We start from the raw sequence: 21,543 nt of genomic DNA, 5'->3' as shown, positions 1-21,543 counted from the left end.
CCACCCGTCGCGGTACGGCGCGTGATCAAACTCAGAACGAAGTTCCGCCGCCAAACTTGAACTGCTGGACGCGATCGTAGTCGCCCTTGGTGATCGGCACCGCGTAGTCGAAGCGCAGCGGACCGAACGGCGACTGCCAGATCAAGCCAACACCGACCGACGAGCGGATCGTGTTGCTGGTGTCAGCCTGCAGACCGGTACAGGTACCAACGGTCGTCTTGCTGGCGGGAGTGCAGCCTGCGGTGTTGACTTCACCCGTCTGCGCCCACGACGTCGGACCCTGATAATCCCACAACCCGCCGGCATCTGCATAGACCGCGCCCTTGATGCCAACTTCCTTCGGCAGGAACCAGAACGGCATCTGCAATTCAGCCGACGCGCCCCAATACTTCGTGCCGCCGATCGCATCGCCCGTCGCACCCAGGGCGACGTAGCTGATGTCACGCGGGCCGATGCCGTTCGGCGCGAAACCGCGAACCAGGTTCGGACCCATCTGGAAATGGTCAAGCATGCGGATGTCCTTGCCGACCGAATTCAGCATGCCGCCCTGGACCCGCAGCAGGCCGACGATGTCGGCGACCAGCGGGGTGTAGTACTTCGCATCGATGGTCGATTTCAGGTAGCTGACGTCGCCGCCGACGCCGGCGTAATCCTGCTTCCATTCGACGAACAGGCCGTCGGTGGGGTTCTTGTTGTTGTCGAGGGTGTTGTAGTTGAGCGTGTAGCCGACCAGCGACGTGATGGTCGCGCCGCCAGCCAGTTCCCTGCGGACCGGCAGCGAGGATTCACCGTCGGCGTAGCAGCCAAAGGTCGCTGAATTAGCTGGGTTTGGGGTGCTTCCCGCAGCATTCAGCGCGGCTGGTGTCTGGTTAAATGCGAGCAGGCCATTGGCTGTGTTATTATTACAGTTGTTGTAGGTCGACGGCAGCGAGATCTTCTGCTGATACAGCGAATAGCGCAGCTGCAGGGTCAGATCCTCACGCAGACCGAAGCCGAGACGCGGACTGAAGCCGATCGTCTTGGTGTTGTACGAGATGTAGCTGTTGGAAAGCTGCTCGCGCTGGAAGAAATCCAGGCCGAGCGCCACGCGGTAGTCGAGCAGATAGGGCTCGACGAAGGACAGCGAGTAGCCGCGGGCATACTGGCCGTACTGCACCGACGCCTTGGCGAACAGGCCGCGGCCGAGGAAGTTGCGCTCGGAGACGCTGACTTCGCCCAGCGCGCCGTCGGTCGTCGAGTAACCGCCCGAGACCGAGAAGTCGCCGGTGGATTTTTCTTCGAGATCGACGACCAGGATCACGCGATCGCTCGACGAGCCGGGCTCGGTCGAAACCTTCACGCTCTTGAAGAAGTCGAGGTTCTTGAGGCGACGCTCGGCACGGTCGACCAGCGCGCGGTTATACGCGTCGCCTTCCGACAGGTCGAACTCGCGACGGATGACATAGTCACGGGTGCGGGTGTTGCCGCGAACGTTGATGCGCTCGATGTAGGTGCGCGGGCCCTCTTCGATCGCGAACGAGATCGAGACGGTGTGGGCTTCGAAGTTGCGATCGCCACGCGGACGGACCACGGCGAAGGCATAGCCACGGCGCGAGGTCTCGATCTGCATCTCCTCGACCGACTTCTCCAGCGCTTCCGCGTTGTAGAGCGAGCCGACATTGACGCGGGAGAAGCTGCTCAGCGAGCGGCCATCGAGGGTCGGGATGGTCGACTGGTAGTCGACGGAAGCGACGCGGTACTGCTGGCCCTCCTCGATCTTGAAGGTAACCAGGAAGCCCTTGCGCTCGGGATCGTATTCGGTGAGCGCGGCGACGACCTGAACGTCGGCGTAGCCGTTCTTCAGGTAATAGCGGCGGATCAGGTCGCGATCGGCTTCGACACGGTCCGGATCGTAGATGTCGCCGGAGGCGAGGAAGCTCAGGACGTTGGATTCGCGGGTCTTGATCACGTCCTTGAGGCGGTAGGACGAATAGGCCTTGTTGCCGATGAACTCGATCTGCTTGACGCCGGTCTTGACGCCTTCATTGACCGTGAAGATCAGGTCGACGCGGTTGTTGGGCTGCTCGATGATCTCGGGAACGACGCTGACGTCGTAGCGGCCGGAGCGGCGATAGATCTCGGCGATACGGGAGGCGTCGGCCTGCACCATCGGGCGCGACAGCGTACCGCGCGACTTCGACTGCACTTCGGCGGTGAGCTGGTCGTCCTTGACCTTCTTGTTGCCCTCGAAGGCAACGCGGCCAATGACCGGGTTCTCGACGACGGAAACCAGAACACGCCCGCCTGGCTGGCTGATCCGGACGTCCTGGAACAGGCCGGTCTCGATCAGGGCCTTGAGGCCGTCATCGAGCACGCCCTGGTCGAGGCGGCCACTCGGGCCGGGCCGGAAGTAGGAGCGGATCGTCTCGACGTCGACGCGGCGATTGCCCGCGACGGAGATCGACGCCACGGTCTGGGCAGAAGCAGACGACGAAACCAGCGCAGCAGTCACCGTAGCGGCGACCGGCATGGCGACCATGATCAGAGAAGCAACCAGACTTCCCCGCAATACCCGCAAACCAAACTTCATGCGCTGCGCGCCCTTATCATTCCATCGCCAGCCCGCACCCCTACGGTCTGACAGAATCCCATTTGTTGCCCCGCTTGTAGCCAATTTTACCAGACTGGCAAACGGCCTTTCGCGTGGCGATTTCATTTTCGTTCCAAGACGTTGCCTATCGGCCACGTTGTCCCGAAATCGCATCATGATGATGCCAGATGAAGAATGTCGTTATAGGTCGCAAACACCATCAACATCAGCACAAGTCCCAGTCCGACGCGGAACCCCATCTCCTGGGCGCGCTCCGAAAGTGGCCGGCCGCGCACCGCCTCGAAGGCATAGAACAGCAGGTGACCGCCATCCAGCAACGGCACCGGAAACAGGTTCAGCAGGCCGATCGAGATCGAAAGTACCGCCGCCAGGTGGATCAGCGCGGTGATTCCGATGGTAGCCACCTGCCCCGAGATCTGGGCGATTCGCAGCGGGCCGCCGACCTGGTCGGCCGCCTCGCGGCCGGTGAACACACCACCGATATAGGACAGGGTGCGTTCGACCACGAACCAGGTCTCCTTGACGCCGAGCACCAGAGCCGCCGCCGGGTTGACCTTCTCGGTGGTTGCCTCGCCGGCCGCGGCCGAGCGGGTAATCCCGAGCACGCCAAGGCGATGCACGTTGCCGAAGCTGTCTTTGACTTCCTTGAGTTCAGGGGTCGCCTTCAGCTCGACGATCGAATCGCCGCGCTTGATGCCGAAGGAGAGCTGCTCGCCGGCCTTGGTGCCGACGATGCGCTGCATGTCGGAAAAGCTGCCGATCGCGTTGCCGTCGATCGACTTGATGACGTCGCCGGACTGGAAGCCGGCTGCTGCGGCGGCGCTGCCGACCTGCACGGTATCGACCTGCGCGGTGGTCGAGGGCTTGCCGAAGAAGGTGAACAGGCAGGTGAAGATGACGATGGCGAGGATGAAATTGGCGATCGGGCCGGCCGCGACGATCGCGGCGCGCTGCCCTACCCGCTTGTGGTGGAAGCTGCCCTGGCGCTCGTCGGCCGACATGCCCGACAGCGTGGCCGACGACGGCGTCGAGGCTTCGCTCTCATCGCCGAAAAACTTGACGTAACCACCCAGCGGGATCGCCGAGATCTTCCAGCGCGTGCCGTGGCGGTCGTTGAAGCCTATGATCTCCGGCCCGAAACCGAGCGAGAAGGTCAGCACCTTCACGCCGTTCCAGCGCGCGACCAGGAAATGGCCGAGTTCGTGGAAGAACACCACAATCGTCAATACGAACAGAAACGGAATGATGTAACCTATCAATCCGTGGCTTAACGTATTGAAACCGTGTTCAAAAAACCCGAGCATCGCAATCCCCTACACGCGAAGCCGCAAGCTTCGTCCCCAATTGACTAGGTTGCCTTTGCGGCAATTTGAGGCAAGAGGGTGGCAGCCATTTTTCGCGCGCTATGGTCAACGGCGATGGCGTCATCGGCCGACGAAAGCGGTGCCAAATTACCTGACCGCACCCAGTCATTCATGGTCGCCTCGACCAGCCGCGCGATCGCACCGAACCGGATTTTCTGCGCGATGAAGGCCGCGACCGCGACTTCGTTGGCGGCGTTGTAGACCGTGGTCGCGCCGTGGCCGGTGCGCAGCGCGTCAAAGGCCAGTTTGAGGCCGGGGAAACGCACATAATCCGGCGCCTCGAAGGTGAGCGTGCCGATCTTGGCCAGATCGAGCGGCGCGGCCCGGCCCGGAATGCGGTCCGGCCAGCCCAGGCAATGCGCGATCGGCGTCCGCATGTCCGGCGAGCCGAGCTGCGCCAGCACCGAGAAATCGCGGAATTCGACCATGCCATGGACGATCGACTGCGGATGCACCAATACGTCGATCTCGTCCGGCGTCAGCGCGAACAGATAGGAGGCCTCGATCACTTCGAGGCCCTTGTTCATCATCGAGGCGGAATCGATGGTAATCTTCTGCCCCATCGACCAGTTCGGGTGCTTCAAGGCCTGCGCGAGCGTCGCCTGCTCGATGTCGGCGGCGGCCCAGGTGCGGAACGGCCCGCCGGACGCGGTGATGATGACCTTCGTCAGTTCTTCGCGGCTGCCGGAGCCGAGCGCCTGGAACAGCGCATTATGCTCGGAATCCGCCGGCAGGATGCAGGCCCCCGCCTTGGCGGCGCGCTGCATGAAGAAATCACCGGCACAGACCAGGCATTCCTTGTTGGCCAGCGCGATGGTGGCGCCGCGGTCCACCGCCGCCAGCGCCGGCTTCAGCCCGGCCGCGCCGGATACCGCGGCCATCAGCCAGTCCGACGGACGCTCCGCGGCCTCGACGATGGCGCTGTCGCCGGCGCCGCACTGGATGCCGGTGCCGGCCAGCGCCGACCGCAATTCGGCCAGTTTGGACGCATCGGCGACCGCGACGAAGCGGGCGCGGAATTCCTTGGCGAGTTTCACCAGGCCTTCGACGTTGGTGTTGGCGGTCAACGCCTCCACCTGATAGCGTTCCGGCGCGGCGCGGATCAGGTCCATCGTGCTGTCACCGATCGAGCCGGTGGCGCCGAGAACGGTTACGCGGCGCACGCTGGACGCGGCGGCCTTATTGTTTCGCAGAGGAACAGCACTCATCGGATCACCAAACCATAAGACCGCGGCCGACACCATCGGCGCCGCCGCGTAAAAGACCGATCACCGCGGCAGCGACAATCGCGAAGACGTAGCCATCCAGCCGGTCCAGGAGACCGCCGTGGCCGGGAATGATGTGGCTGGAATCCTTGACGCCGAAGCGGCGCTTGACCGCCGATTCGAACAGGTCGCCGAGCTGCGACGTGACCGTCAGCGCGGTGGCGAGTACCAGCAGCGGCCCGATCCGGCCGATTCCGTAGGCCGCAAAACCAAAGGCCACGCCGAGGCTGAGCACCAGGCCGCCGATCGCGCCGGCCCAGGTCTTCTTCGGGCTGACCCGCGGCCACAGTTTCGGGCCGCCGATCCCCCTGCCCGCGAAATAGCCGCCGATGTCGGTGACCCAAACGACCAGCAGCACGAACATCAGCGCCGCAAAACCCCAGACCGGGTCCAGCCGCACTACGATGGACGCCGCCAGCGCGGCTGCGGCATAAAGCAAGCCGAGCGCGATCCAGCCCATGCTGCCCGCGCCGACAATCATCCGCCATTCGACGAACAGGCCGATCGAAACCGCGATCACCAGCGCAGCCCACCACCAGCCGCCGGCATAGGCGACGCCGATCGCGACCGGGATCAGCACCAGCGCGGCGAGCACGCGCATCAGGAGGTTTCGCAGACCGCGGTCATCGACCTGTTTCGGCGCGCCGCCGTCGTGATCCACGTCCGTCACGAACCGGTCTTCGCAGCAAGACCGCCGAAGCGGCGCTCGCGGCGGGCGTATTCGGCGATCGCGCCTTCCAGCGCGGCCTTGTCGAAATCCGGCCAGTGCATCGGCACGAAAACAAGCTCGCTATACGCGGCCTGCCACATCAGGAAGTTCGAAAGTCGCTGTTCGCCGGAGGTGCGGATAATCAGATCGGGATCCGGAATGTCCGGCGCGTCGAGATACTGCCCGAGCGTATCGACATTGATGCTGTCCGGCGTGCGCTTGCCGTCGGCGACTTCCTGCGCCAGGCGCTGCGCGGCCTTGGCGATCTCGTGGCGCGAGCCGTAGTTGAAAGCCACCACGAGATTGAGCCGGGTGTTGCCGCGGGTCAGATCCTCGGCTTCGGAGAGCAGCGAACGGATATCGGGATCGAGCCCTTCGCGCTCGCCGATCACGCGAACGCAGACGCCGTCGGCATGCAGCGTCGCCAGATCGTTGCGGATGAAGCGACGCAGCAATCCGAACAGGTCGCGGATTTCTGTCGCCGGACGCGACCAGTTCTCCGAGCTGAAGGAGAATATCGTGAGATAGAGAATGCCGATTTCGTTGGCGGCACGGACGACGCGGCGCAGCGCATCGACGCCGCGGCGGTGGCCCTCGGCGCGCGGCAGGCCGCGTGCGGAGGCCCAGCGCCCGTTGCCGTCCATGATGATCGCGACATGCAAAGGCGTGGATCGGTCCGATCCATCAGTTGCGGGCGCGGCGGCGTTCGACATCGGTTGGTCCCTGCGCATGACATCATGCGCTTTCAAGTCAAATAGGGGCGCGACGGCAGGCCTTGCTGTCCGTCGCGCCAGCGCGAAGGATCGCGCTAGACCGTCATGATTTCCTTTTCCTTGGCGGCCAGCATCTGGTCGATTTCGGCGATCGAGGCGTCGGTCGCCTTCTGCACGTCGTTGTCGAGGCGCTTCTGGTCGTCCTCGGTGATGTCGTGCGCCTTCTCGAGCTTCTTGATGTGGTCGATGCCGTCGCGGCGGACATGGCGGACGGCGACCTTGGCGGCCTCGGCGTATTTATTACCGACCTTCACCAGTTCCTTGCGGCGCTCTTCGTTGAGCTCGGGAATCCGCAAGCGCAACGTCGTGCCCTCCGTGGCGGGGCTGAGGCCAAGGTTGGAATCGACGAGCGCCTTTTCGACGGCCTTGACCATCGACTTGTCCCAGACCTGCACCGACAAAAGGCGCGGCTCCGGCACCGAGATGGTGGCGACCGACTTCAACGGCACATGGCTGCCATAGGCTTCCACCTGCACCGGCTCCAGCATCGAGGCCGCGGCGCGCCCGGTGCGCAGTCCGCCGAGTTCGTGCTTCAGCGCGGCAGTGGCGCCCTGCATACGGCGCTTGAGGTCGTTGATATCGAATGGGGCCAACGGGGCCATGCAGCTCTCCTCTTGAAACCTGCCCTGCTCCGCACCGCGGCCGGGCTACACTGAAAATCAGCCCGCGACGATGGTGCCGCGGCCTGTACCGGTCAGAATGGCGCCGATCGAACCCGGCTCGGCGATCGAAAATACGATGATAGGCAGCGCCGTCTCGCGGGCAAGCGCGAAAGCGGTCGCGTCCATGACCTTGTAGTTACCCTCGACCGCCTGCGAATGGCTGAGCCGCTCGAACCGCGTGGCGGCCGGGTGCTTCTTCGGATCCGCGCTGTAGACGCCATCGACATTGGTCGCCTTGAGCACCGCCGCGGCGCCGATTTCGGCGGCGCGCAGCACCGCTGTCGTGTCGGTGGTGAAATACGGATTGCCGGTGCCGCCGGCGAGCAGCACGATGCGGCCTTCGGAGAGATATTTGTGCGCGGCAGCACGGGTGAACAGCTCGCAGACCTGCGGCATGACCATCGCCGACAGGGTGCGGGCCGGCACCGCGCGACGCTCGATCGCAGCTTCAAGCGCCAGGCAGTTCATCACGGTGGCGAGCATGCCCATGGTGTCGCCGGTCGGGCGCGACACGCCGCGCGAGGACACTTCGACGCCGCGAAAAATATTGCCGCCGCCGACCACGACGGCGATCTCGACGCCGAGCTTCTGGGCCGCGATGAGGTCGCCGGCAATGCGGTCGATGGTGGGCTGGTCGATGCCGAACGGCTGGCCGCCGGCAAAATATTCGCCTGAAAGCTTGATCACGACGCGACGATAGAGCGGCTCACCCATGATGCGATCGCTTCCTTTCGAGGCGGCAACTCCCGGCGTCGATCCGCCGGGAGTCTTATGTAACAAGTCGTGCTTACTTCTGACCGCTGGCGGCGGCGACTTCGGCGGCGAAGTCCGAGGTCTGCTTCTCGATGCCTTCGCCGAGCGCGTAGCGCACGAAGCCGGTCAGCTTGATCGGCGCGCCGACCTTGCCTTCGGCTTCCTTGACGGCCTGGGCGACCGACTTGGCGGTGTCGTGGATGAAGGCCTGATCGAGCAGGCAGACTTCCTTGTAATAGGTCTTCAGGCCGTTCTCGACGATCTTCTCGATCATCGCTTCCGGCTTGCCCTGCTGGCGATACTTGTCCGCCATCACGTCCTTCTCGCGCGCCACGACGGCGGGATCGAGCGAGGTCGAATCAAGCGCCTGCGGGTTGGCGGCGGCGACATGCATCGCGATCTGCTTGCCGAGCACGGCGAGTTCGTCGGTCTTGCCGGTCGATTCCAGCGCGACGATGATGCCCATCTTGCCGAGGCCTTCGGTCACGGCGTTGTGCACGTAGCTGGAGACGACGCCGGCCGAGACTTCGAGCAGGGCGGCGCGGCGCAGCGACATGTTCTCGCCGATGGTCGCGATCGCTTCGGTGATCGCGGTTTCGACGGTGGCGTCACCGACCTGGTGCGCCTTGATCGCATCGACATCGCCGCCGGCCTTGAGCGCGACCTGAGCGATCATCTTGACCAGGCCCTGGAACTGCTCGTTGCGGGCGACGAAATCGGTCTCGGAATTGACTTCGACGACGACGCCCTTGGCGCCGGCGGTGACGACGCCGATCAGGCCTTCCGCGGCGACGCGGTCGGCCTTCTTGGCGGCCTTGGAGAGGCCCTTGGCGCGCAGCCAGTCGATCGATGCCTGCATGTCGCCGTCATTGGCAGTGAGCGCGTTCTTGCAGTCCATCATGCCGACGCCGGTGGTCTCGCGGAGGTCCTTGACCATCGCTGCGGTAATCGTTGCCATCGTTGAACCCTTTGCCTGCCAGGGCTGAAGCGGGCGCAGCCGATGCTGCATGCCACGCGACGCCACAGGAATTTTCATCGTGAGGAAGTAGAACCGAAAAAGTGTGGCCGGAACCCCGGCCACACTTAACTCTCAGACGCGTGAGCGTGATTACTCGGCTTCCGCCGTCATCGCCTTGGCCTGGGCGACCCAGCCATCGGCACGGGTCGGCAGGCCGACCTCTTCGCCGATCTTGTGGGCGTTGTCGTGATCGAGCTCGGCCAGCTGCCAGAAGTGGAAGATGCCGAGGTCGTTGAACTTCTTCTCGATCTCGCCGGACACGCCGGTGAGCTTCTTGAGGTCGTCGGCGGTGCCGCGGGGACCCGCCAGACCCTGGAAGCCGGCGGCTTCCGGAGCCGCGATGGCTTCCTCGATCGGGGCCGCCGAGGCGCCGATGTCGTAGCCGGAATCGCCCTGGGCGCGCGAGATGCCGTCGATGACGGCGCGGGCGATCAGGTCGCAATACAGCGTCAGCGCACGGCCGGCGTCGTCATTGCCCGGGACCACATAGGTGATGCCCTTGGGGTCCGAGTTGGTGTCGACGATCGCCGCCACCGGGATGCCCAGGCGCTGGGCTTCCTGGATCGCGATGTCTTCCTTGTTGGTGTCGATCACGAAGATCAGGTCGGGCAGACCGCCCATGTCCTTGATGCCGCCGAGCGAACGGTCGAGCTTGTCGCGCTCGCGCTGCAGCGTCAGGCGCTCCTTCTTGGTGTAGGCCGAGGCATCGCCCGAGTTGAGCACTTCATCGAGGTGGCGCAGGCGCTTGATCGAACCGGAAATGGTCTTCCAGTTGGTCAGCGTGCCGCCGAGCCAGCGCGAATTGACGAAGTACATCGCCGAACGCTTGGCAGCTTCGGCCACGACGTCCTGGGCCTGGCGCTTGGTGCCGACGAACAGGATGCGACCACCCTTGGCGACGGTGTCCGACACAGCCTGCAGCGCGCGGTGAAGCAGCGGCACGGTCTGGGCGAGATCGATAATGTGGATGTTGTTGCGCGCGCCGAAGATGTAGTCAGCCATCTTCGGGTTCCAGCGGTGCGACTGGTGGCCAAAGTGGACGCCGGCTTCGAGGAGCTGACGCATAGAAAATTCAGGAATCGCCATAGTTCTAATTCTCCGGTTGGTTCCTCCGGAAGCGTGTGAGCAATCAAGCGTTTAGGCAGGAAATCTGCTGTGAGGCCGGAATGCCACCGGATGGCCGTGAGGCCGTGCTTCCGTGTGAGATGGCGCGGTATATAGCCGGATTCCCGGGATAAGCAAGGCAAACCGGACACTTGCAGGTTTTTCTGCGTGACTGGCGGGATATGCCGTCACAAATACCCCGCCGGGCATTTTGAGGATATAACACGGCAATTGGGCACCATGACCGGATCAAGCACCTCTTTGGAGGGCAGACCATGACCGAGACACCATCGGAACAACTCGTCGTATGCCTCGATAACGACGGCTACGACGCCTCGCTGGAAAGACGAAAGATCTACATCGCGCTGGTTGATCAGGATGCTGACAAGCATGGGATGCTGCGCGTCATTGATGAATCCGGAGAGGACTACCTCTATCCGAAAGCTTCATTCGGCCCGATCACCCTGCCCGCCGCCTGAACAAAGCTGTGCTGTCCGCCTGAACGGCGCGGAGCACCCCGCCCGCTGGCCCCTGCATCATGGCTTCTGATAAATGGTCCGCCCGGCCCGGATAGTCATGCCGACCTTCGCAAGGTTGCGGACGTCGGCGGCAGGATCACCGTCCAGCACCACCAGATCGGCATCCATTCCCACCTCCACTCGCCCTTTTCGCGCGGCATGGAAGAAGCCCGCCGGATTGGTGGTCAGCGCCGCGAGAACCTGACTGGCCGACAGCGCGCGTCCCATCAATTCCAATTCCAACGTGGTATCGACGATTTTTGTGAAGCCTACGTCTGTGCCGAACAGGATGGTGCCGCCATTGTCCGAAAAGGTCTTCAGTTGCAGCACTCCGGCGTCGACCATGCTGGACGCCAGCAGCGGCGCTGTCGTCCATAGCGTCAGCGTTGGGATCAAGGCCGTGCCCTCGGCTCTGGCGAGACTCAATTGTTCCTCGCTGTAGTTGTGCTGCGCGGGTACGGTGTGAGCCATCACATCGACATGGGTCGCCAGCACGATGTCCACGCCTGCCTTGTTCTGTGGATGGGCGAAGACCGGCCTGCCTCGCGCATGGGCGACATCGACGGCTGCCTTGGCCACAGCCGGGTCCATGTTGACCACCGGCTTGGGGCCCCTGAACGAGCCGGTAAAAAGCTTCACGCCGTCGCTGCCCATGCCAAACGCCTCAGAGACCAGATTTGTCATCTCGCCCGGCGTCCCAGGCTCGGGCACCTCCACGTCGGCCGGCACATAGATCGGATGGCCGCCTTTCGGAAAGAAGTTAGGCGCGAGAAGTATTTTGGGCCCTGCGACCTCGCCGCTTTCGACGCGAGCTCGCAATGAAAGAGAGTTTTGCGGCACGGAGCCGAGATCCCAAACGGTGGTAAAACCCCAGCGCGTCAGCATCTCCTGCATGCGCAGCGTCAGTTGCCCGGCGGGCGCGCTGTCAGCCCGAAGCCATTGCGGTCCGGTGAAATGGACGTGGCTGTTCCAGAAACCGGCGACTACGGTCTTGCCTGTGCAATCGATCACCTGCGTGTCGATCGGCACCTGCACGTCCGACCGTTTGCCTACGGCGGTGATCATGCCGCCGGAGATCAACACCAAGGCATCGGCAATCGGAGACGCTGTTGGCGACGCGTAGACGGTCGCCCCTGTCAGCATCATCGACGGCCCATCACTGGCGTGCGCCTGACCAGCAAGCAATGCGAAGACCCAGATGATACTCAGCAATCGACCCATGGCACGGCTCATGGCTTTTCAAACCAAACAGCCGACCGCGCCCATCGTTCATGGCGTCGACTGACAAGGTAATTCTGCGCCTTAAGGGTGAAGAGTCCAGTGGACCGAAATCACAGCATCTCGACCTGTACCACCCCGGTCACCGCCTTGATGGCGCCGGCGATCTGCGGGGAGATGCGGAAGCGGCCGGGGAGCTTCATTTCGACCTCGGTTTCCAGATTCAGCATCATCACCACCGAGACGTCGCCCTCCCCCGCCCCGCCGGACGGCGCGGTCGGCTTCGGTGCCAGCACGCCGCGGCCGGAGGCGGCGGCCGCCGGCGCGTCACCGGACAGGCGCTTGACGATCGAATCCAGCGGCTTGGTGTCGCGCAGGAAGATGCGAAGACCCTTCTGGGTCTTGGCGGCGGCGGCATCCAGCGGCTCGGCATGCAGCACGCGGGCGCGAACGTCCTCGCCCTGCAGTTCGGCGCCGAGCTGCAGCAAGACGGCAGCGCCCGGCTCCAGCACGTCACGGAACTGGGCGAGGCCTTCCGAGAACAGCACGGCCTCGAAATGGCCGGTGGGATCGGACAGGCCCGTGATGCCCATCTTGTTGCCGGTCTTTGTGCGGCGCTCCTGACGCGTCACCACGGTCGCGGCGACCTTGCCGGCGGTCGCGCCCGACTTCACGGCGCGGCAGAATTCCGCCCAGCTCTGCACCCGCAGCCGCTTCAGCACCACGGCGTAGTCGTCGAGCGGATGGCCGGACAGGAAGAAGCCGATGGCGTCGTATTCGCGGCGCAGCTTTTCGGCCGGCAGCCAATTGTCGATCTGCGGCAGCATGATGGTCGGCGCGTCCGCAGCACCTCCGAACATGCTCTTCTGACCGATCGTCTTGTCCTCATGCGCGCTCTGGCACGCCGCGAGGATCGCCTCGGCGCCGCCGAACACGCGGGCGCGGTTGGCGTCCAGCGTATCGAACGCGCCGGCGGCCGTGAGGCTCTCTATGACGCGCTTGTTGATCGCACGTGGACTCGCCCGCGACGCAAAATCCGCCAGCGAGGTGAACAGGCCTTTCTTGCGCTCCTCGACGATCAGGTCGACCGCGGCGCCGCCGACGCCCTTCAGGCCGGCCAGCGCGTAGAAGATGGTGTTGTCGGCGACCTCGAAGGTGGCAGCCGAGAGATTGATGTTGGGTGCCTCGAGCTTGATACCAAGCCGCTGCGCCTCGGCGCGGAATTCCGACAGCTTGTCGGTGTTGCTCATGTCCAGCGTCATCGACGCGGCGATGAACTCGACCGGGTAATGCGCCTTCATATAGGCGGTATGGTACGACACCAGCGCGTAGGCCGCGGCGTGCGACTTGTTGAAGCCGTAGTCGGCGAATTTGGCGAGCAGGTCGAAGATCGTGTCGGCCTGTTCCTTGGCGACGCCGTTCTTGACGGAGCCCGCGATGAAGATCGCGCGCTGCTTTTCCATTTCGGCGCGGATCTTCTTGCCCATCGCGCGGCGCAGCAAGTCTGCGTCGCCGAGCGAGTAGCCGGCCATCACCTGGGCGATCTGCATCACCTGTTCCTGGTAGATGATGACGCCGTAGGTTTCCTTCAGGATCGGCTCCAGCATCGGATGCATGTATTCCGACTGCTCGTCGCCATGCTTGCGCGCGCAATAGGTCGGGATGTTCGCCATCGGGCCCGGCCGATACAAAGCCACCAGCGCGATGATGTCCTCGAACCTGTCGGGGCGCATATCGACCAGCGCGCGCCGCATGCCCTGGCTTTCCAGCTGGAACACGCCGACCACTTCGCCCTTGGCCAGCATCGCATAGGTCGCGGCATCGTCGATCGGCAGCGTCGGCAGGTCGACGTGGATGTTGCGCTGCTTCAACAGCTTCACCGCGACGTCGAGCACGGTCAGCGTCTTCAGGCCCAGGAAGTCGAACTTCACCAGGCCCGCGGGCTCGACCCATTTCATGTTGAACTGGGTGACCGGCATGTCGGATTTCGGATCGCGATACATCGGCACCAGCTCGGAGAGCGGGCGGTCGCCGATCACGATACCGGCGGCGTGCGTCGAAGCGTGGCGCGTCAGGCCCTCGAGCCGCAGCGCGATGTCGAAGGCGCGTTTGACGATCGGGTCCTCGTCGCGAAACGCCTGCAGCTTCGGCTCGGACTCGATGGCGGCGGCGAGCGTCACCGGCGCCGCCGGATTCTGCGGCACCAGCTTGGTCAGCTTGTCGACCTGGCCGTATGGCATCTGCAGCACGCGGCCGACGTCGCGCAGCACGCCGCGCGCCTGCAGCGTGCCGAAGGTAATGATCTGCGCGACCTGATCGCGGCCATAGCGATTCTGTACGTAGGTGATGACCTCGCCGCGGCGGTCCTGGCAGAAGTCGATGTCGAAGTCGGGCATCGAGACGCGTTCCGGATTGAGGAAGCGCTCGAACAGCAGGCCGAATTTGATCGGGTCGAGGTCGGTGATGGTCATCACATAGGCGACCATCGAGCCCGCGCCCGAACCACGGCCAGGGCCGACCGGAATGCCCTGCTCCTTGGCCCATTTGATGAAGTCGGCCACGATCAGGAAGTAGCCGGCATAGTTCATGCGGTTGATGACGTTCAGCTCGAAGTCGAGCCGCGCGCGGTAGTCCTCCTCCGTCATGCCCAGCGAGACGCCGTGGACGGCGAGCCGCCGCGTCAGGCCCTCCTGGGCCTGCCGCTTCAGTTCCTCGGCTTCCTCGCTTTCGGCATCGGCGGCATTGGAGCCCGCGCCGACCGTGAAGCGCGGCAGGATCGGCTTGCGGGTGCGCGGCCGGAACGAGCAGCGCTCGGCGATCTCCACCGTGGAGGCCAGCGCCTCTGGCAGGTCGGCGAACAGCACGGCCATCTCGGAGCGGGTCTTGAAGCGGTGGTCGGGGGTGAGCTGGTCGCGCTCGGTGTCGGCGATCATCTTGCCGCCGGCGATACACAACAGCGCATCATGCGCCTCGTAATCGTCGGCCGTGGCGAAATACGGCTCGTTGGTGGCGACCAGCGGAAAACCCTTGGCATAGGCCAGATCGATCAGCCCGGCCTCGGCGCGGCGCTCCTTCTCGACGCCGTGGCGCTGCAACTCGATATACAGCCGGTCGCCGAACAGCGAGCCCAGGCGGTCGCAGCGGGTGGCGGCGAGTGCCGCCTGATCGGCATTGAGCGCCATAGCGATCGGGCCTTCCGGCCCGCCGGTCAGCACGATCAGGTCCTCGGCCTCCTCCAGCATCCACTCGAACTTGATATGCGGGGTCTGGTGGATCGGGGTTTCCAGGAACGCCCGCGAGTTCAGCTTCATCAGGCTGCGATAGCCGCGCTCGCGCGCCGCCAGAAATACCATGCGCGCCGGCACTGCGTTCAGCGCATTGCGGGCGTTAGGATCCTGGTCGCCGAAATCCACCGCGATCTCGCAGCCGACGATCGGCTGGATGCCGTAGCCGACCAGTTTCTCGGAAAATTCCAGCGCGCCGAACATGTTGTCGGTGTCGGTCAGGGCCAGCGCCGGCTGGTGGTCGGCCTTGGCCAGCGCCGCCAGCTTCTCGACCTTGATCGAGCCCTTCAGCAGCGAATAGGCCGAATGGGTGTGCAGGTGGACGAAACCGGCATTAGCCGCAGCAGCGGGTCTGGAACTCATGGCGTCAGGCAATCATCGACTGGAGGAAACGCGGCGACCTCGAAAGATCGACTCGCCAGTCCATGGTGATGGCTGGACCCGGGGCTGTCCACGCGAAACGAACGCGCCACCCAAAGCATCCCCGCTTTCCCGTCGCCGGCTTACGCCGCCCGAACGGGCCAGGCTCAGAGCTGGGGGATCAATTGCGCCCACACCGCAATCATGCCCACGAACAGAACGATCGACGCCAGTGCGGCAGCCTCTTCAACGAAAGTCTTCAACATGTCAGCCTCCGTGATCTCTAGAACGTATGAAGAACATAGTTCTTCCTTTGTTCTTTAGTCAAGCGAGGCGACAGCGACATTCACCGTCTGGTTGGGCGATGGTTAATCGCCTGCCGGGCATCGAATGCCCGGCCGTCACTCATTTCGACGATGTGAGTTGACGAATGGCCGGCGCGTCGATGTTGTGCGGTCCGAAACCAACACGCCGGTCGAGTCGGCAGGAGAAACTCAATGCGCAAAGCCCTGTTCGCCCTGATGGCCATCGGCACGATGACGGCAATCGACATCGCCCCTGCTGCTGCCGCCGGCGGCAGCTATCCGATCTGCATGCGTACGCGGTACGACCAGGATGACTGCCGCTTCGTGACCTTCGAGCAGTGCATGGCGTCGGCCTCCGGCCTCGGCCAGAGCTGTTTCCAGAACCCGGCGCTGGCCTACAGCCAGGAGCGCTATATCGATGAGCCTGCGCCGCGCCGCCGTCCGCGCAACCGCGACCGCTACGCCTACTGATTTCGAGCGGATTGACCGGCCCCTCACCGGGCCGGTCAGGCCAGCTCGATGACCTTGCCGTTTTGCAGCGACACCCGGCGGTCCATGCGGCCGGCGAGTTCCATGTTGTGGGTCGCGATCAGCATCGCCACCCTCGTCGCCCTGACCAGCTGCATCAGCGCCTTGAAGACGTGATCCGCGGTGTGCGGGTCGAGGTTGCCGGTCGGCTCGTCGGCAAACAGCACGCGCGGCGCGTTGGCGACGGCGCGGGCGATGGCAACGCGCTGCTGCTCGCCGCCCGACAGTTCGGACGGCCGATGCGTGATGCGCTCGCCGAGACCGAGATAGGCCAGGATCTCCTTGGCCCGCACCACGGTCTCGGAACGCTTCAGGCCGCGGATCATCTGCGGCATCATGACGTTTTCCAGCGCGGTGAATTCCGGCAGCAGGCGGTGCGACTGGTAGACGAAGCCGATGTCGGTGCGGCGAATCTGGGTGCGCTCGGCGTCGGACAGGCCGGACGTCGCGGTGCCGCCGACATAGACCTCACCCTCGTCCGGACTCTCCAGCAGGCCGGCAATGTGCAGCAGCGTCGATTTGCCGGAGCCCGACGGCGCCACCAGCGCTACCGACTGGCCAGCCCACAGCGCCAGCTTGGCGCCGTCGAGGATGCTCAGCACCGTCTCGCCCTGGGTGTATTGCCGCTTGATGTCGTGCAGGTAAACGACCGGGACTTCTTCGCCGGGCTGCGCCATGTCAGTCATGCTACTCGTACCTTAGCGCTTCGACGGGATCGAGGCGCGCCGCGCGCCAGGACGGATAGAGGGTGGCGAGGAACGACAGCGTGAGCGCCATAATCACCACGGCGCTGGTCTCGCCGATATCGACGTCGGCCGGCAGCTTGGACAGGAAATACAGTTCCGGCGAAAACAGCTCGGTCGAGGTCATCCAGGAGATGAACTGCCGGATCGATTCGATGTTGAGGCAGACGACGAGGCCAACGACGAAGCCGGTCAGCGTGCCGACCACCCCGATCGCAGCCCCCGTAATCAGGAATATCCGCATGATCGCGCCTTGCGAGGCCCCCATCGTGCGCAGGATGCCGATGTCGCTACCCTTGTCCTTCACCAGCATGATCAGGCCGGAGACGATGTTGAGCGCCGCCACCAGCACGATCAAAGTGAGGATCAGGAACATGACGTTGCGCTCGACCTGCAGCGCATTGAAGAAGGTCGCGTTGCGCTGCCGCCAGTCGACCAGGAAGACCGGCCGCCCCGCGGCCTCCGTCACCAGCTTGCGGTAGACTTCGATCTTGTCGGGATTGTCGGTGTAGACCTCGATCGAGGTGACGTCGGAGGCCCTGTTGAAATACGCCTGCGCTTCGGTCAGCGGCATGAAGACGAAGGTGCCGTCATATTCCGACATGCCGATCTCGAACACCGCGGCGATGCGATACGGCTTGATGCGCGGCGTGGTACCCATCGGCGTCACGGCGCCACGCGGAGCCACCAATGTGATGTTGTCGCCGGCGTGGACCGAGAGTTGGTCGGCCAGCCTGCGGCCGATCGCGACGCCCTGCCCGTCGTCGAAATTCTCCAGCGAACCCTGCTTGATGTTCTGGGCGATCGAGGTGAGGTTGTTGAGGTCGGCCGAGCGGATGCCGCGCACGAACACGCCGGACGCGTTGAACGGCGACGACGCCAGCGCCTGGCCATCGACCACGGGCGCGGCCAGCCGGATTCCCTTGACGCCGTTGATGCGGTCGGCCACGTCCTTCCAGTCGGTCAGCGGACTCTCCAGCGGCTGCACCAGAATATGGCCGTTCAGTCCGAGGATCTTGCCGAGCAATTCCTTGCGGAAGCCATTCATCACCGCCATCACGATGATCAGCGTGGCGACGCCGAGCATGATGCCGAGAAACGAAAAGCCGGCGATCACGGAGATGAAGCCCTCCTTGCGGCGCGCGCGCAGGTAACGGCCGGACAACAGCCATTCGAAGGCCGCAAAAGGTGGGGTTCGAACTGGCTCGCTCATGACGTCATCCATCCTGCGAATCGCATGGGATTCGGGCTAATTCTAGCCGCATCGTCGGCTCCCTGCCGACGGCGCGGTGGATAAGTCGTCAGGACGACAGCTTTGCGACGGCATCGGCCGCGCTGAGGTTCTCACGCGAACCGTCGCTTCGCCGCTTCATCTCGACCTTGCCCTCGGCCAGCCCCTTCGGACCAACCAGGATCTGCCAGGGCACGCCGATCAGGTCGGCAGCGGCGAATTTGGCGCCGGCGCGCTGGTCGGTGTCGTCGTAGAGCACCTCGACGCCGGCCGCATTGAGCTCGGCATACAGCGCCTCGCAGGCCGCGTCGGTGTCCGGCGATCCCTGCTTCAAATTGAGGATGACCGCCTTGAACGGCGCGACGGCTTCCGGCCACTTGATGCCGTTCTCGTCGTGGCAGGCCTCGATGATCGCGCCGACGAGGCGCGACACGCCGACGCCGTAGGAGCCGCCATGGATCGGCTGTTCGGCGCCGTCGGGACCGGCGACGAAGGCCTTCATCGACTCCGAATATTTGGTGCCGAAATAGAAGATCTGGCCGACCTCGATGCCGCGGGTGTGCACCTGCTTTTCGACCGGCACTTCGCGCGCGTAGCGTTCGGCGTCATGGACGTCCTCGGTGGCCGCATAGACCGTGGTCCACTGCTTGATGATGTCGGTGAGATCGGAATCATAGTCGATGTCATCGCCGGGCACCGGCAGGTCGAGCACGTCCTTGTTGCAATACACCGCGGACTCGCCGGTTTCGGCCAGCAGGATGAATTCGTGGCTGTGGTCGCCGCCGATCGGACCGGTCTCGGCGCGCATCGGGATCGCCTTGATGCCCATCCGCGCGAAGGTCCGCAAGTACGCGACGAACATCCGGTTGTAGCTGCGCAGCGCGGCGGCCTCGTCGACGTCGAAGGAATAGCCGTCCTTCATCAGGAATTCACGGCCGCGCATCACGCCGAAACGCGGGCGCTGCTCGTCGCGGAACTTCCATTGGATGTGATACAGGTTGAGCGGCAGGCTCTTGTAGGACTTCACATAGGCGCGGAAGATGCCTGTGATCATTTCCTCGTTGGTCGGCCCATACAGCAGCTCGCGCTTGTGGCGGTCGGTGATGCGCAGCATCTCCGGGCCATAGGCCTCGTAGCGCCCGCTTTCGCGCCACAGATCGGCGAGCTGCAGCGTCGGCATCAGCAGCTCGACCGAGCCGGCGCGGTCCTGCTCTTCCTGCACGATCTTCTCGATCTTGCGTAGCACCCGCAGCCCGAGCGGCAGCCAGGCATAGATGCCGGCGGCTTCCTGACGAATCATCCCCGCGCGCAGCATCAGCCGGTGCGAGGCGATCTCCGCGTCCTTCGGCGTTTCCTTGAGGATGGGCAGAAAATAGCGCGACAATCGCATGGGAAAAGCTCAAGAATCGGAGGGACACGGGGTACGGCGAGTGAAACCGGATCGGCCGCCAAAACACAAGGGCAGCCGCTGGCACGAAGGGAGTCCCCCGCTTTGATCCGACAAAGCGGGCTTATTTCGGATCGTGCTGAAAAAGGATGCGGAAGATTTTCCGGATGGACCGATGACGCGCGTCAACGACTATAAATGACGAAGGGCGCATCATTTTCGTGAATGCCTCAATTTTGAACAGCCATGCTGAAATTGATGACAAACAAAAAAAGATCGGCTACGACTCCAGCCTAGGCGGTATGCGAGGAAGAAGTCTGGTGGTCGAAGTATAAAGCGGTCCAAGTCTTAAACGGCTTAAGTCTTAAACGGCTTAAGTCTTAAGCGGTCCAAGTCTTAAGCGGTCCAAGTCTCGGGAGGAGCCCTGACGCGCTCAAGCTGCGTCAACCCGGTCATCAAGGATAAATTCCAACAATACGGGTAAAATAGGGTCAATACGATTTTCGAGCAGGGCTTTGGCCCTGCTCTTTTTTTGGTGTTCTGTTTTGGTTTTTTGCCGCTCGACGACGGCGTGCTTCAGGCCTTGCGGCCAGCCGGGTTCACGTCGGCTTCCTCGGCATCGCCTGACAACCACGAACACACCGCACCCTGCACTGCACCGACGCTCCCGAAGGTCAGGAGGTGCGCCAGCGGCATCGGGATCGCCGTCCATACCGACATCATCGCGACGCTCGCGACATAGCCCACCGCCGCGCTGATCAGCACCCTGGGCCACAGGCTGATCCTGTCACTGAGGAAGCGATCGATGAAGCCGATCACCAGGGTCGGAAGCACACCGAAAATATAGGCAAAGGGCAGCCCGAGCAGCACGCCCTCGGCGCCGCCGATCAGCCGGCCGACAGCCAACTGCCAGAGCAAGTAAATTGCATAGCCAAGCGCCGGCCCAAGCAGCAGAAAGATCAAGATACGCTTCACCGCCGTCTCCCTCGATACCCGCTTCTGCCGGGAGCACCATCGAACTTTAGATGGGGATGCCCATCAATTTTGAAAGCCGCTCGATGTTGAAATAGTCCATCCGGTAGGCGTACATCCCGATGCCGAAGAACACCGCCGAGATGACCGTGGTCCAGATCAGCTTGCGCCCCATGCGGGCGAGGATCGGCGCCCCCGGATCGGTGCCATCGGCGCCCTCGCCATCCTCATGCTGACTGCGCACGCCGAACGGCAGCGTCAGGAACAGCGTGATCCACCAGATGACGAAGTAGACCGCGAGAGCCGTGGAGATTGTGTAGGCCATCGATCAGGACTGTTCGATTTCGACGAGCGCGCCGGAAAAGTCTTTCGGATGCAGAAACAGCACGGGCTTGCCGTGAGCGCCGATCTTCGGGACGCCGTCGCCGAGCACCCGCGCGCCTTCGCCTACCAGCGTATCGCGTGCCACCAGGATATCCGGCACCTCGTAGCACAGGTGATGAATGCCGCCGTCGGGATTGCGCTCGACAAATTTGGCGATCGGCGAGGCCTCTCCGAGCGGCTGGATGAACTCGATCTTGGTGTTCGGCAGCGTGGCGAACACCGTGATGACGCCATGCTCGGGCAGCGGCACGGCGGCGGAGATCTCGGCGCCGAAAGCGGTGCCGTAGATTTTCGCCGCATTTTCCGCGTCGCTTACCGCAATCGCGACGTGATTGAGCCGGCCCAGCATGACGTCCTCCCTGTTTCGTTGGTAGC

Annotated in this window: 19 protein-coding genes; 2 read left to right on the top strand and 17 right to left on the bottom strand. The window is 63.7% G+C overall.

What is annotated here, in order from left to right:
- Nucleotides 1–31: 31 nt before the first annotated feature.
- From bamA to FNL56_RS14315, 9 genes are all read right to left on the bottom strand, one after another.
- Nucleotides 32–2,569, bottom strand: a complete 2,538-nt coding sequence (bamA, locus tag FNL56_RS14355) for an outer membrane protein assembly factor BamA (RefSeq protein ID WP_143573401.1) — start codon at nucleotides 2,567–2,569, stop codon at nucleotides 32–34.
- 173 nt (nucleotides 2,570–2,742) lie between these two features.
- Nucleotides 2,743–3,894 carry an RIP metalloprotease RseP gene (gene rseP / locus FNL56_RS14350; protein ID WP_143573399.1) on the bottom strand — a complete coding sequence of 384 codons (1,152 nt, stop codon included), beginning with the start codon at nucleotides 3,892–3,894 and terminating at the stop codon, nucleotides 2,743–2,745.
- Nucleotides 3,895–3,938: 44 nt separating this feature from the next.
- The gene (locus tag FNL56_RS14345; protein WP_143582111.1) at nucleotides 3,939–5,162 is read right to left on the bottom strand and encodes a 1-deoxy-D-xylulose-5-phosphate reductoisomerase; all 1,224 of its coding nucleotides are present in this window, start codon (nucleotides 5,160–5,162) and stop codon (nucleotides 3,939–3,941) included.
- 4 nt (nucleotides 5,163–5,166) lie between these two features.
- Nucleotides 5,167–5,880, bottom strand: a complete 714-nt coding sequence (locus tag FNL56_RS14340; RefSeq protein ID WP_441351297.1) for a phosphatidate cytidylyltransferase — start codon at nucleotides 5,878–5,880, stop codon at nucleotides 5,167–5,169.
- Nucleotides 5,881–5,885: 5 nt separating this feature from the next.
- On the bottom strand, nucleotides 5,886–6,641 hold the full coding sequence (locus tag FNL56_RS14335) for an isoprenyl transferase (protein ID WP_143573396.1): 756 nt from the start codon (nucleotides 6,639–6,641) through the stop codon (nucleotides 5,886–5,888).
- A gap of 95 nt (nucleotides 6,642–6,736) precedes the next feature.
- Nucleotides 6,737–7,303, bottom strand: a complete 567-nt coding sequence (gene frr / locus FNL56_RS14330) for a ribosome recycling factor (protein ID WP_143582110.1) — start codon at nucleotides 7,301–7,303, stop codon at nucleotides 6,737–6,739.
- Between the two features lie 57 nt (nucleotides 7,304–7,360).
- A complete protein-coding gene (gene pyrH, locus FNL56_RS14325; RefSeq protein ID WP_143573392.1) occupies nucleotides 7,361–8,077 on the bottom strand; it encodes a UMP kinase in 717 nt (238 codons plus the stop codon).
- 73 nt (nucleotides 8,078–8,150) lie between these two features.
- Entirely contained in the window at nucleotides 8,151–9,074 is a 924-nt protein-coding gene (tsf, locus tag FNL56_RS14320) for a translation elongation factor Ts (RefSeq protein ID WP_143582109.1), read from the bottom strand.
- A gap of 150 nt (nucleotides 9,075–9,224) precedes the next feature.
- A complete protein-coding gene (locus tag FNL56_RS14315; RefSeq protein WP_143573388.1) occupies nucleotides 9,225–10,220 on the bottom strand; it encodes a 30S ribosomal protein S2 in 996 nt (331 codons plus the stop codon).
- 293 nt (nucleotides 10,221–10,513) lie between these two features.
- Here FNL56_RS14315 and FNL56_RS14310 point away from each other — a divergent pair, with 293 nt between their 5' ends.
- Nucleotides 10,514–10,717, top strand: a complete 204-nt coding sequence (locus FNL56_RS14310) for a hypothetical protein (RefSeq protein ID WP_143573386.1) — start codon at nucleotides 10,514–10,516, stop codon at nucleotides 10,715–10,717.
- A gap of 57 nt (nucleotides 10,718–10,774) precedes the next feature.
- Here FNL56_RS14310 and FNL56_RS14305 read toward each other — a convergent pair whose 3' ends face one another.
- A complete protein-coding gene (locus FNL56_RS14305; protein ID WP_143573384.1) occupies nucleotides 10,775–11,989 on the bottom strand; it encodes an amidohydrolase family protein in 1,215 nt (404 codons plus the stop codon).
- A gap of 98 nt (nucleotides 11,990–12,087) precedes the next feature.
- Complete coding sequence (gene dnaE, locus FNL56_RS14300) at nucleotides 12,088–15,621, bottom strand: DNA polymerase III subunit alpha (protein ID WP_143577936.1); 3,534 nt, start codon at nucleotides 15,619–15,621, stop codon at nucleotides 12,088–12,090.
- A gap of 494 nt (nucleotides 15,622–16,115) precedes the next feature.
- Here dnaE and FNL56_RS14295 point away from each other — a divergent pair, with 494 nt between their 5' ends.
- Nucleotides 16,116–16,394: a DUF3551 domain-containing protein gene (locus tag FNL56_RS14295; RefSeq protein WP_143573380.1), complete on the top strand. Its 279-nt coding sequence runs from the start codon at nucleotides 16,116–16,118 to the stop codon at nucleotides 16,392–16,394.
- A 35-nt stretch (nucleotides 16,395–16,429) separates the two neighbouring features.
- Here the strand turns inward: FNL56_RS14295 and FNL56_RS14290 are convergent, their stop codons facing one another.
- The 6 genes from FNL56_RS14290 to mce form a co-directional block, all read right to left on the bottom strand.
- The gene (locus tag FNL56_RS14290) at nucleotides 16,430–17,128 is read right to left on the bottom strand and encodes an ABC transporter ATP-binding protein (protein WP_143576165.1); all 699 of its coding nucleotides are present in this window, start codon (nucleotides 17,126–17,128) and stop codon (nucleotides 16,430–16,432) included.
- A gap of 10 nt (nucleotides 17,129–17,138) precedes the next feature.
- Nucleotides 17,139–18,419 carry a lipoprotein-releasing ABC transporter permease subunit gene (locus FNL56_RS14285; RefSeq protein WP_143582108.1) on the bottom strand — a complete coding sequence of 427 codons (1,281 nt, stop codon included), beginning with the start codon at nucleotides 18,417–18,419 and terminating at the stop codon, nucleotides 17,139–17,141.
- A 76-nt stretch (nucleotides 18,420–18,495) separates the two neighbouring features.
- The gene (proS, locus tag FNL56_RS14280) at nucleotides 18,496–19,815 is read right to left on the bottom strand and encodes a proline--tRNA ligase (protein ID WP_143573376.1); all 1,320 of its coding nucleotides are present in this window, start codon (nucleotides 19,813–19,815) and stop codon (nucleotides 18,496–18,498) included.
- Nucleotides 19,816–20,388: 573 nt separating this feature from the next.
- Entirely contained in the window at nucleotides 20,389–20,775 is a 387-nt protein-coding gene (locus tag FNL56_RS14275; RefSeq protein ID WP_143577935.1) for a hypothetical protein, read from the bottom strand.
- 58 nt (nucleotides 20,776–20,833) lie between these two features.
- A complete protein-coding gene (locus FNL56_RS14270; protein WP_143573372.1) occupies nucleotides 20,834–21,109 on the bottom strand; it encodes a DUF1467 family protein in 276 nt (91 codons plus the stop codon).
- 3 nt (nucleotides 21,110–21,112) lie between these two features.
- Entirely contained in the window at nucleotides 21,113–21,517 is a 405-nt protein-coding gene (gene mce / locus FNL56_RS14265) for a methylmalonyl-CoA epimerase (protein ID WP_143573371.1), read from the bottom strand.
- Nucleotides 21,518–21,543: the final 26 nt, after the last annotated feature.

The sequence above is a fragment of the Tardiphaga sp. vice304 genome, assembly GCF_007018905.1.
Taxonomy (GTDB): Bacteria; Pseudomonadota; Alphaproteobacteria; order Rhizobiales; family Xanthobacteraceae; genus Tardiphaga.
This window is presented reverse-complemented; position numbering and strand designations above follow the sequence as displayed.

Bases quoted from the DNA above. Each gene is read 5' to 3' on its own strand.
- bamA (WP_143573401.1), bottom strand. From the start codon at position 2,569: ATGAAGTTTGGTTTGCGGGTATTGCGGGGAAGTCTGGTTGCTTCTCTG.
- rseP (WP_143573399.1), bottom strand. From the start codon at position 3,894: ATGCTCGGGTTTTTTGAACACGGTTTCAATACGTTAAGCCACGGATTG.
- FNL56_RS14345 (WP_143582111.1), bottom strand. From the start codon at position 5,162: ATGAGTGCTGTTCCTCTGCGAAACAATAAGGCCGCCGCGTCCAGCGTG.
- FNL56_RS14335 (WP_143573396.1), bottom strand. From the start codon at position 6,641: ATGTCGAACGCCGCCGCGCCCGCAACTGATGGATCGGACCGATCCACG.
- frr (WP_143582110.1), bottom strand. From the start codon at position 7,303: ATGGCCCCGTTGGCCCCATTCGATATCAACGACCTCAAGCGCCGTATG.
- pyrH (WP_143573392.1), bottom strand. From the start codon at position 8,077: ATGGGTGAGCCGCTCTATCGTCGCGTCGTGATCAAGCTTTCAGGCGAA.
- tsf (WP_143582109.1), bottom strand. From the start codon at position 9,074: ATGGCAACGATTACCGCAGCGATGGTCAAGGACCTCCGCGAGACCACC.
- FNL56_RS14315 (WP_143573388.1), bottom strand. From the start codon at position 10,220: ATGGCGATTCCTGAATTTTCTATGCGTCAGCTCCTCGAAGCCGGCGTC.
- FNL56_RS14310 (WP_143573386.1), top strand. From the start codon at position 10,514: ATGACCGAGACACCATCGGAACAACTCGTCGTATGCCTCGATAACGAC.
- FNL56_RS14305 (WP_143573384.1), bottom strand. From the start codon at position 11,989: ATGAGCCGTGCCATGGGTCGATTGCTGAGTATCATCTGGGTCTTCGCA.
- dnaE (WP_143577936.1), bottom strand. From the start codon at position 15,621: ATGAGTTCCAGACCCGCTGCTGCGGCTAATGCCGGTTTCGTCCACCTG.
- FNL56_RS14295 (WP_143573380.1), top strand. From the start codon at position 16,116: ATGCGCAAAGCCCTGTTCGCCCTGATGGCCATCGGCACGATGACGGCA.
- FNL56_RS14290 (WP_143576165.1), bottom strand. From the start codon at position 17,128: ATGGCGCAGCCCGGCGAAGAAGTCCCGGTCGTTTACCTGCACGACATC.
- FNL56_RS14285 (WP_143582108.1), bottom strand. From the start codon at position 18,419: ATGGATGACGTCATGAGCGAGCCAGTTCGAACCCCACCTTTTGCGGCC.
- proS (WP_143573376.1), bottom strand. From the start codon at position 19,815: ATGCGATTGTCGCGCTATTTTCTGCCCATCCTCAAGGAAACGCCGAAG.
- FNL56_RS14270 (WP_143573372.1), bottom strand. From the start codon at position 21,109: ATGGCCTACACAATCTCCACGGCTCTCGCGGTCTACTTCGTCATCTGG.
- mce (WP_143573371.1), bottom strand. From the start codon at position 21,517: ATGCTGGGCCGGCTCAATCACGTCGCGATTGCGGTAAGCGACGCGGAA.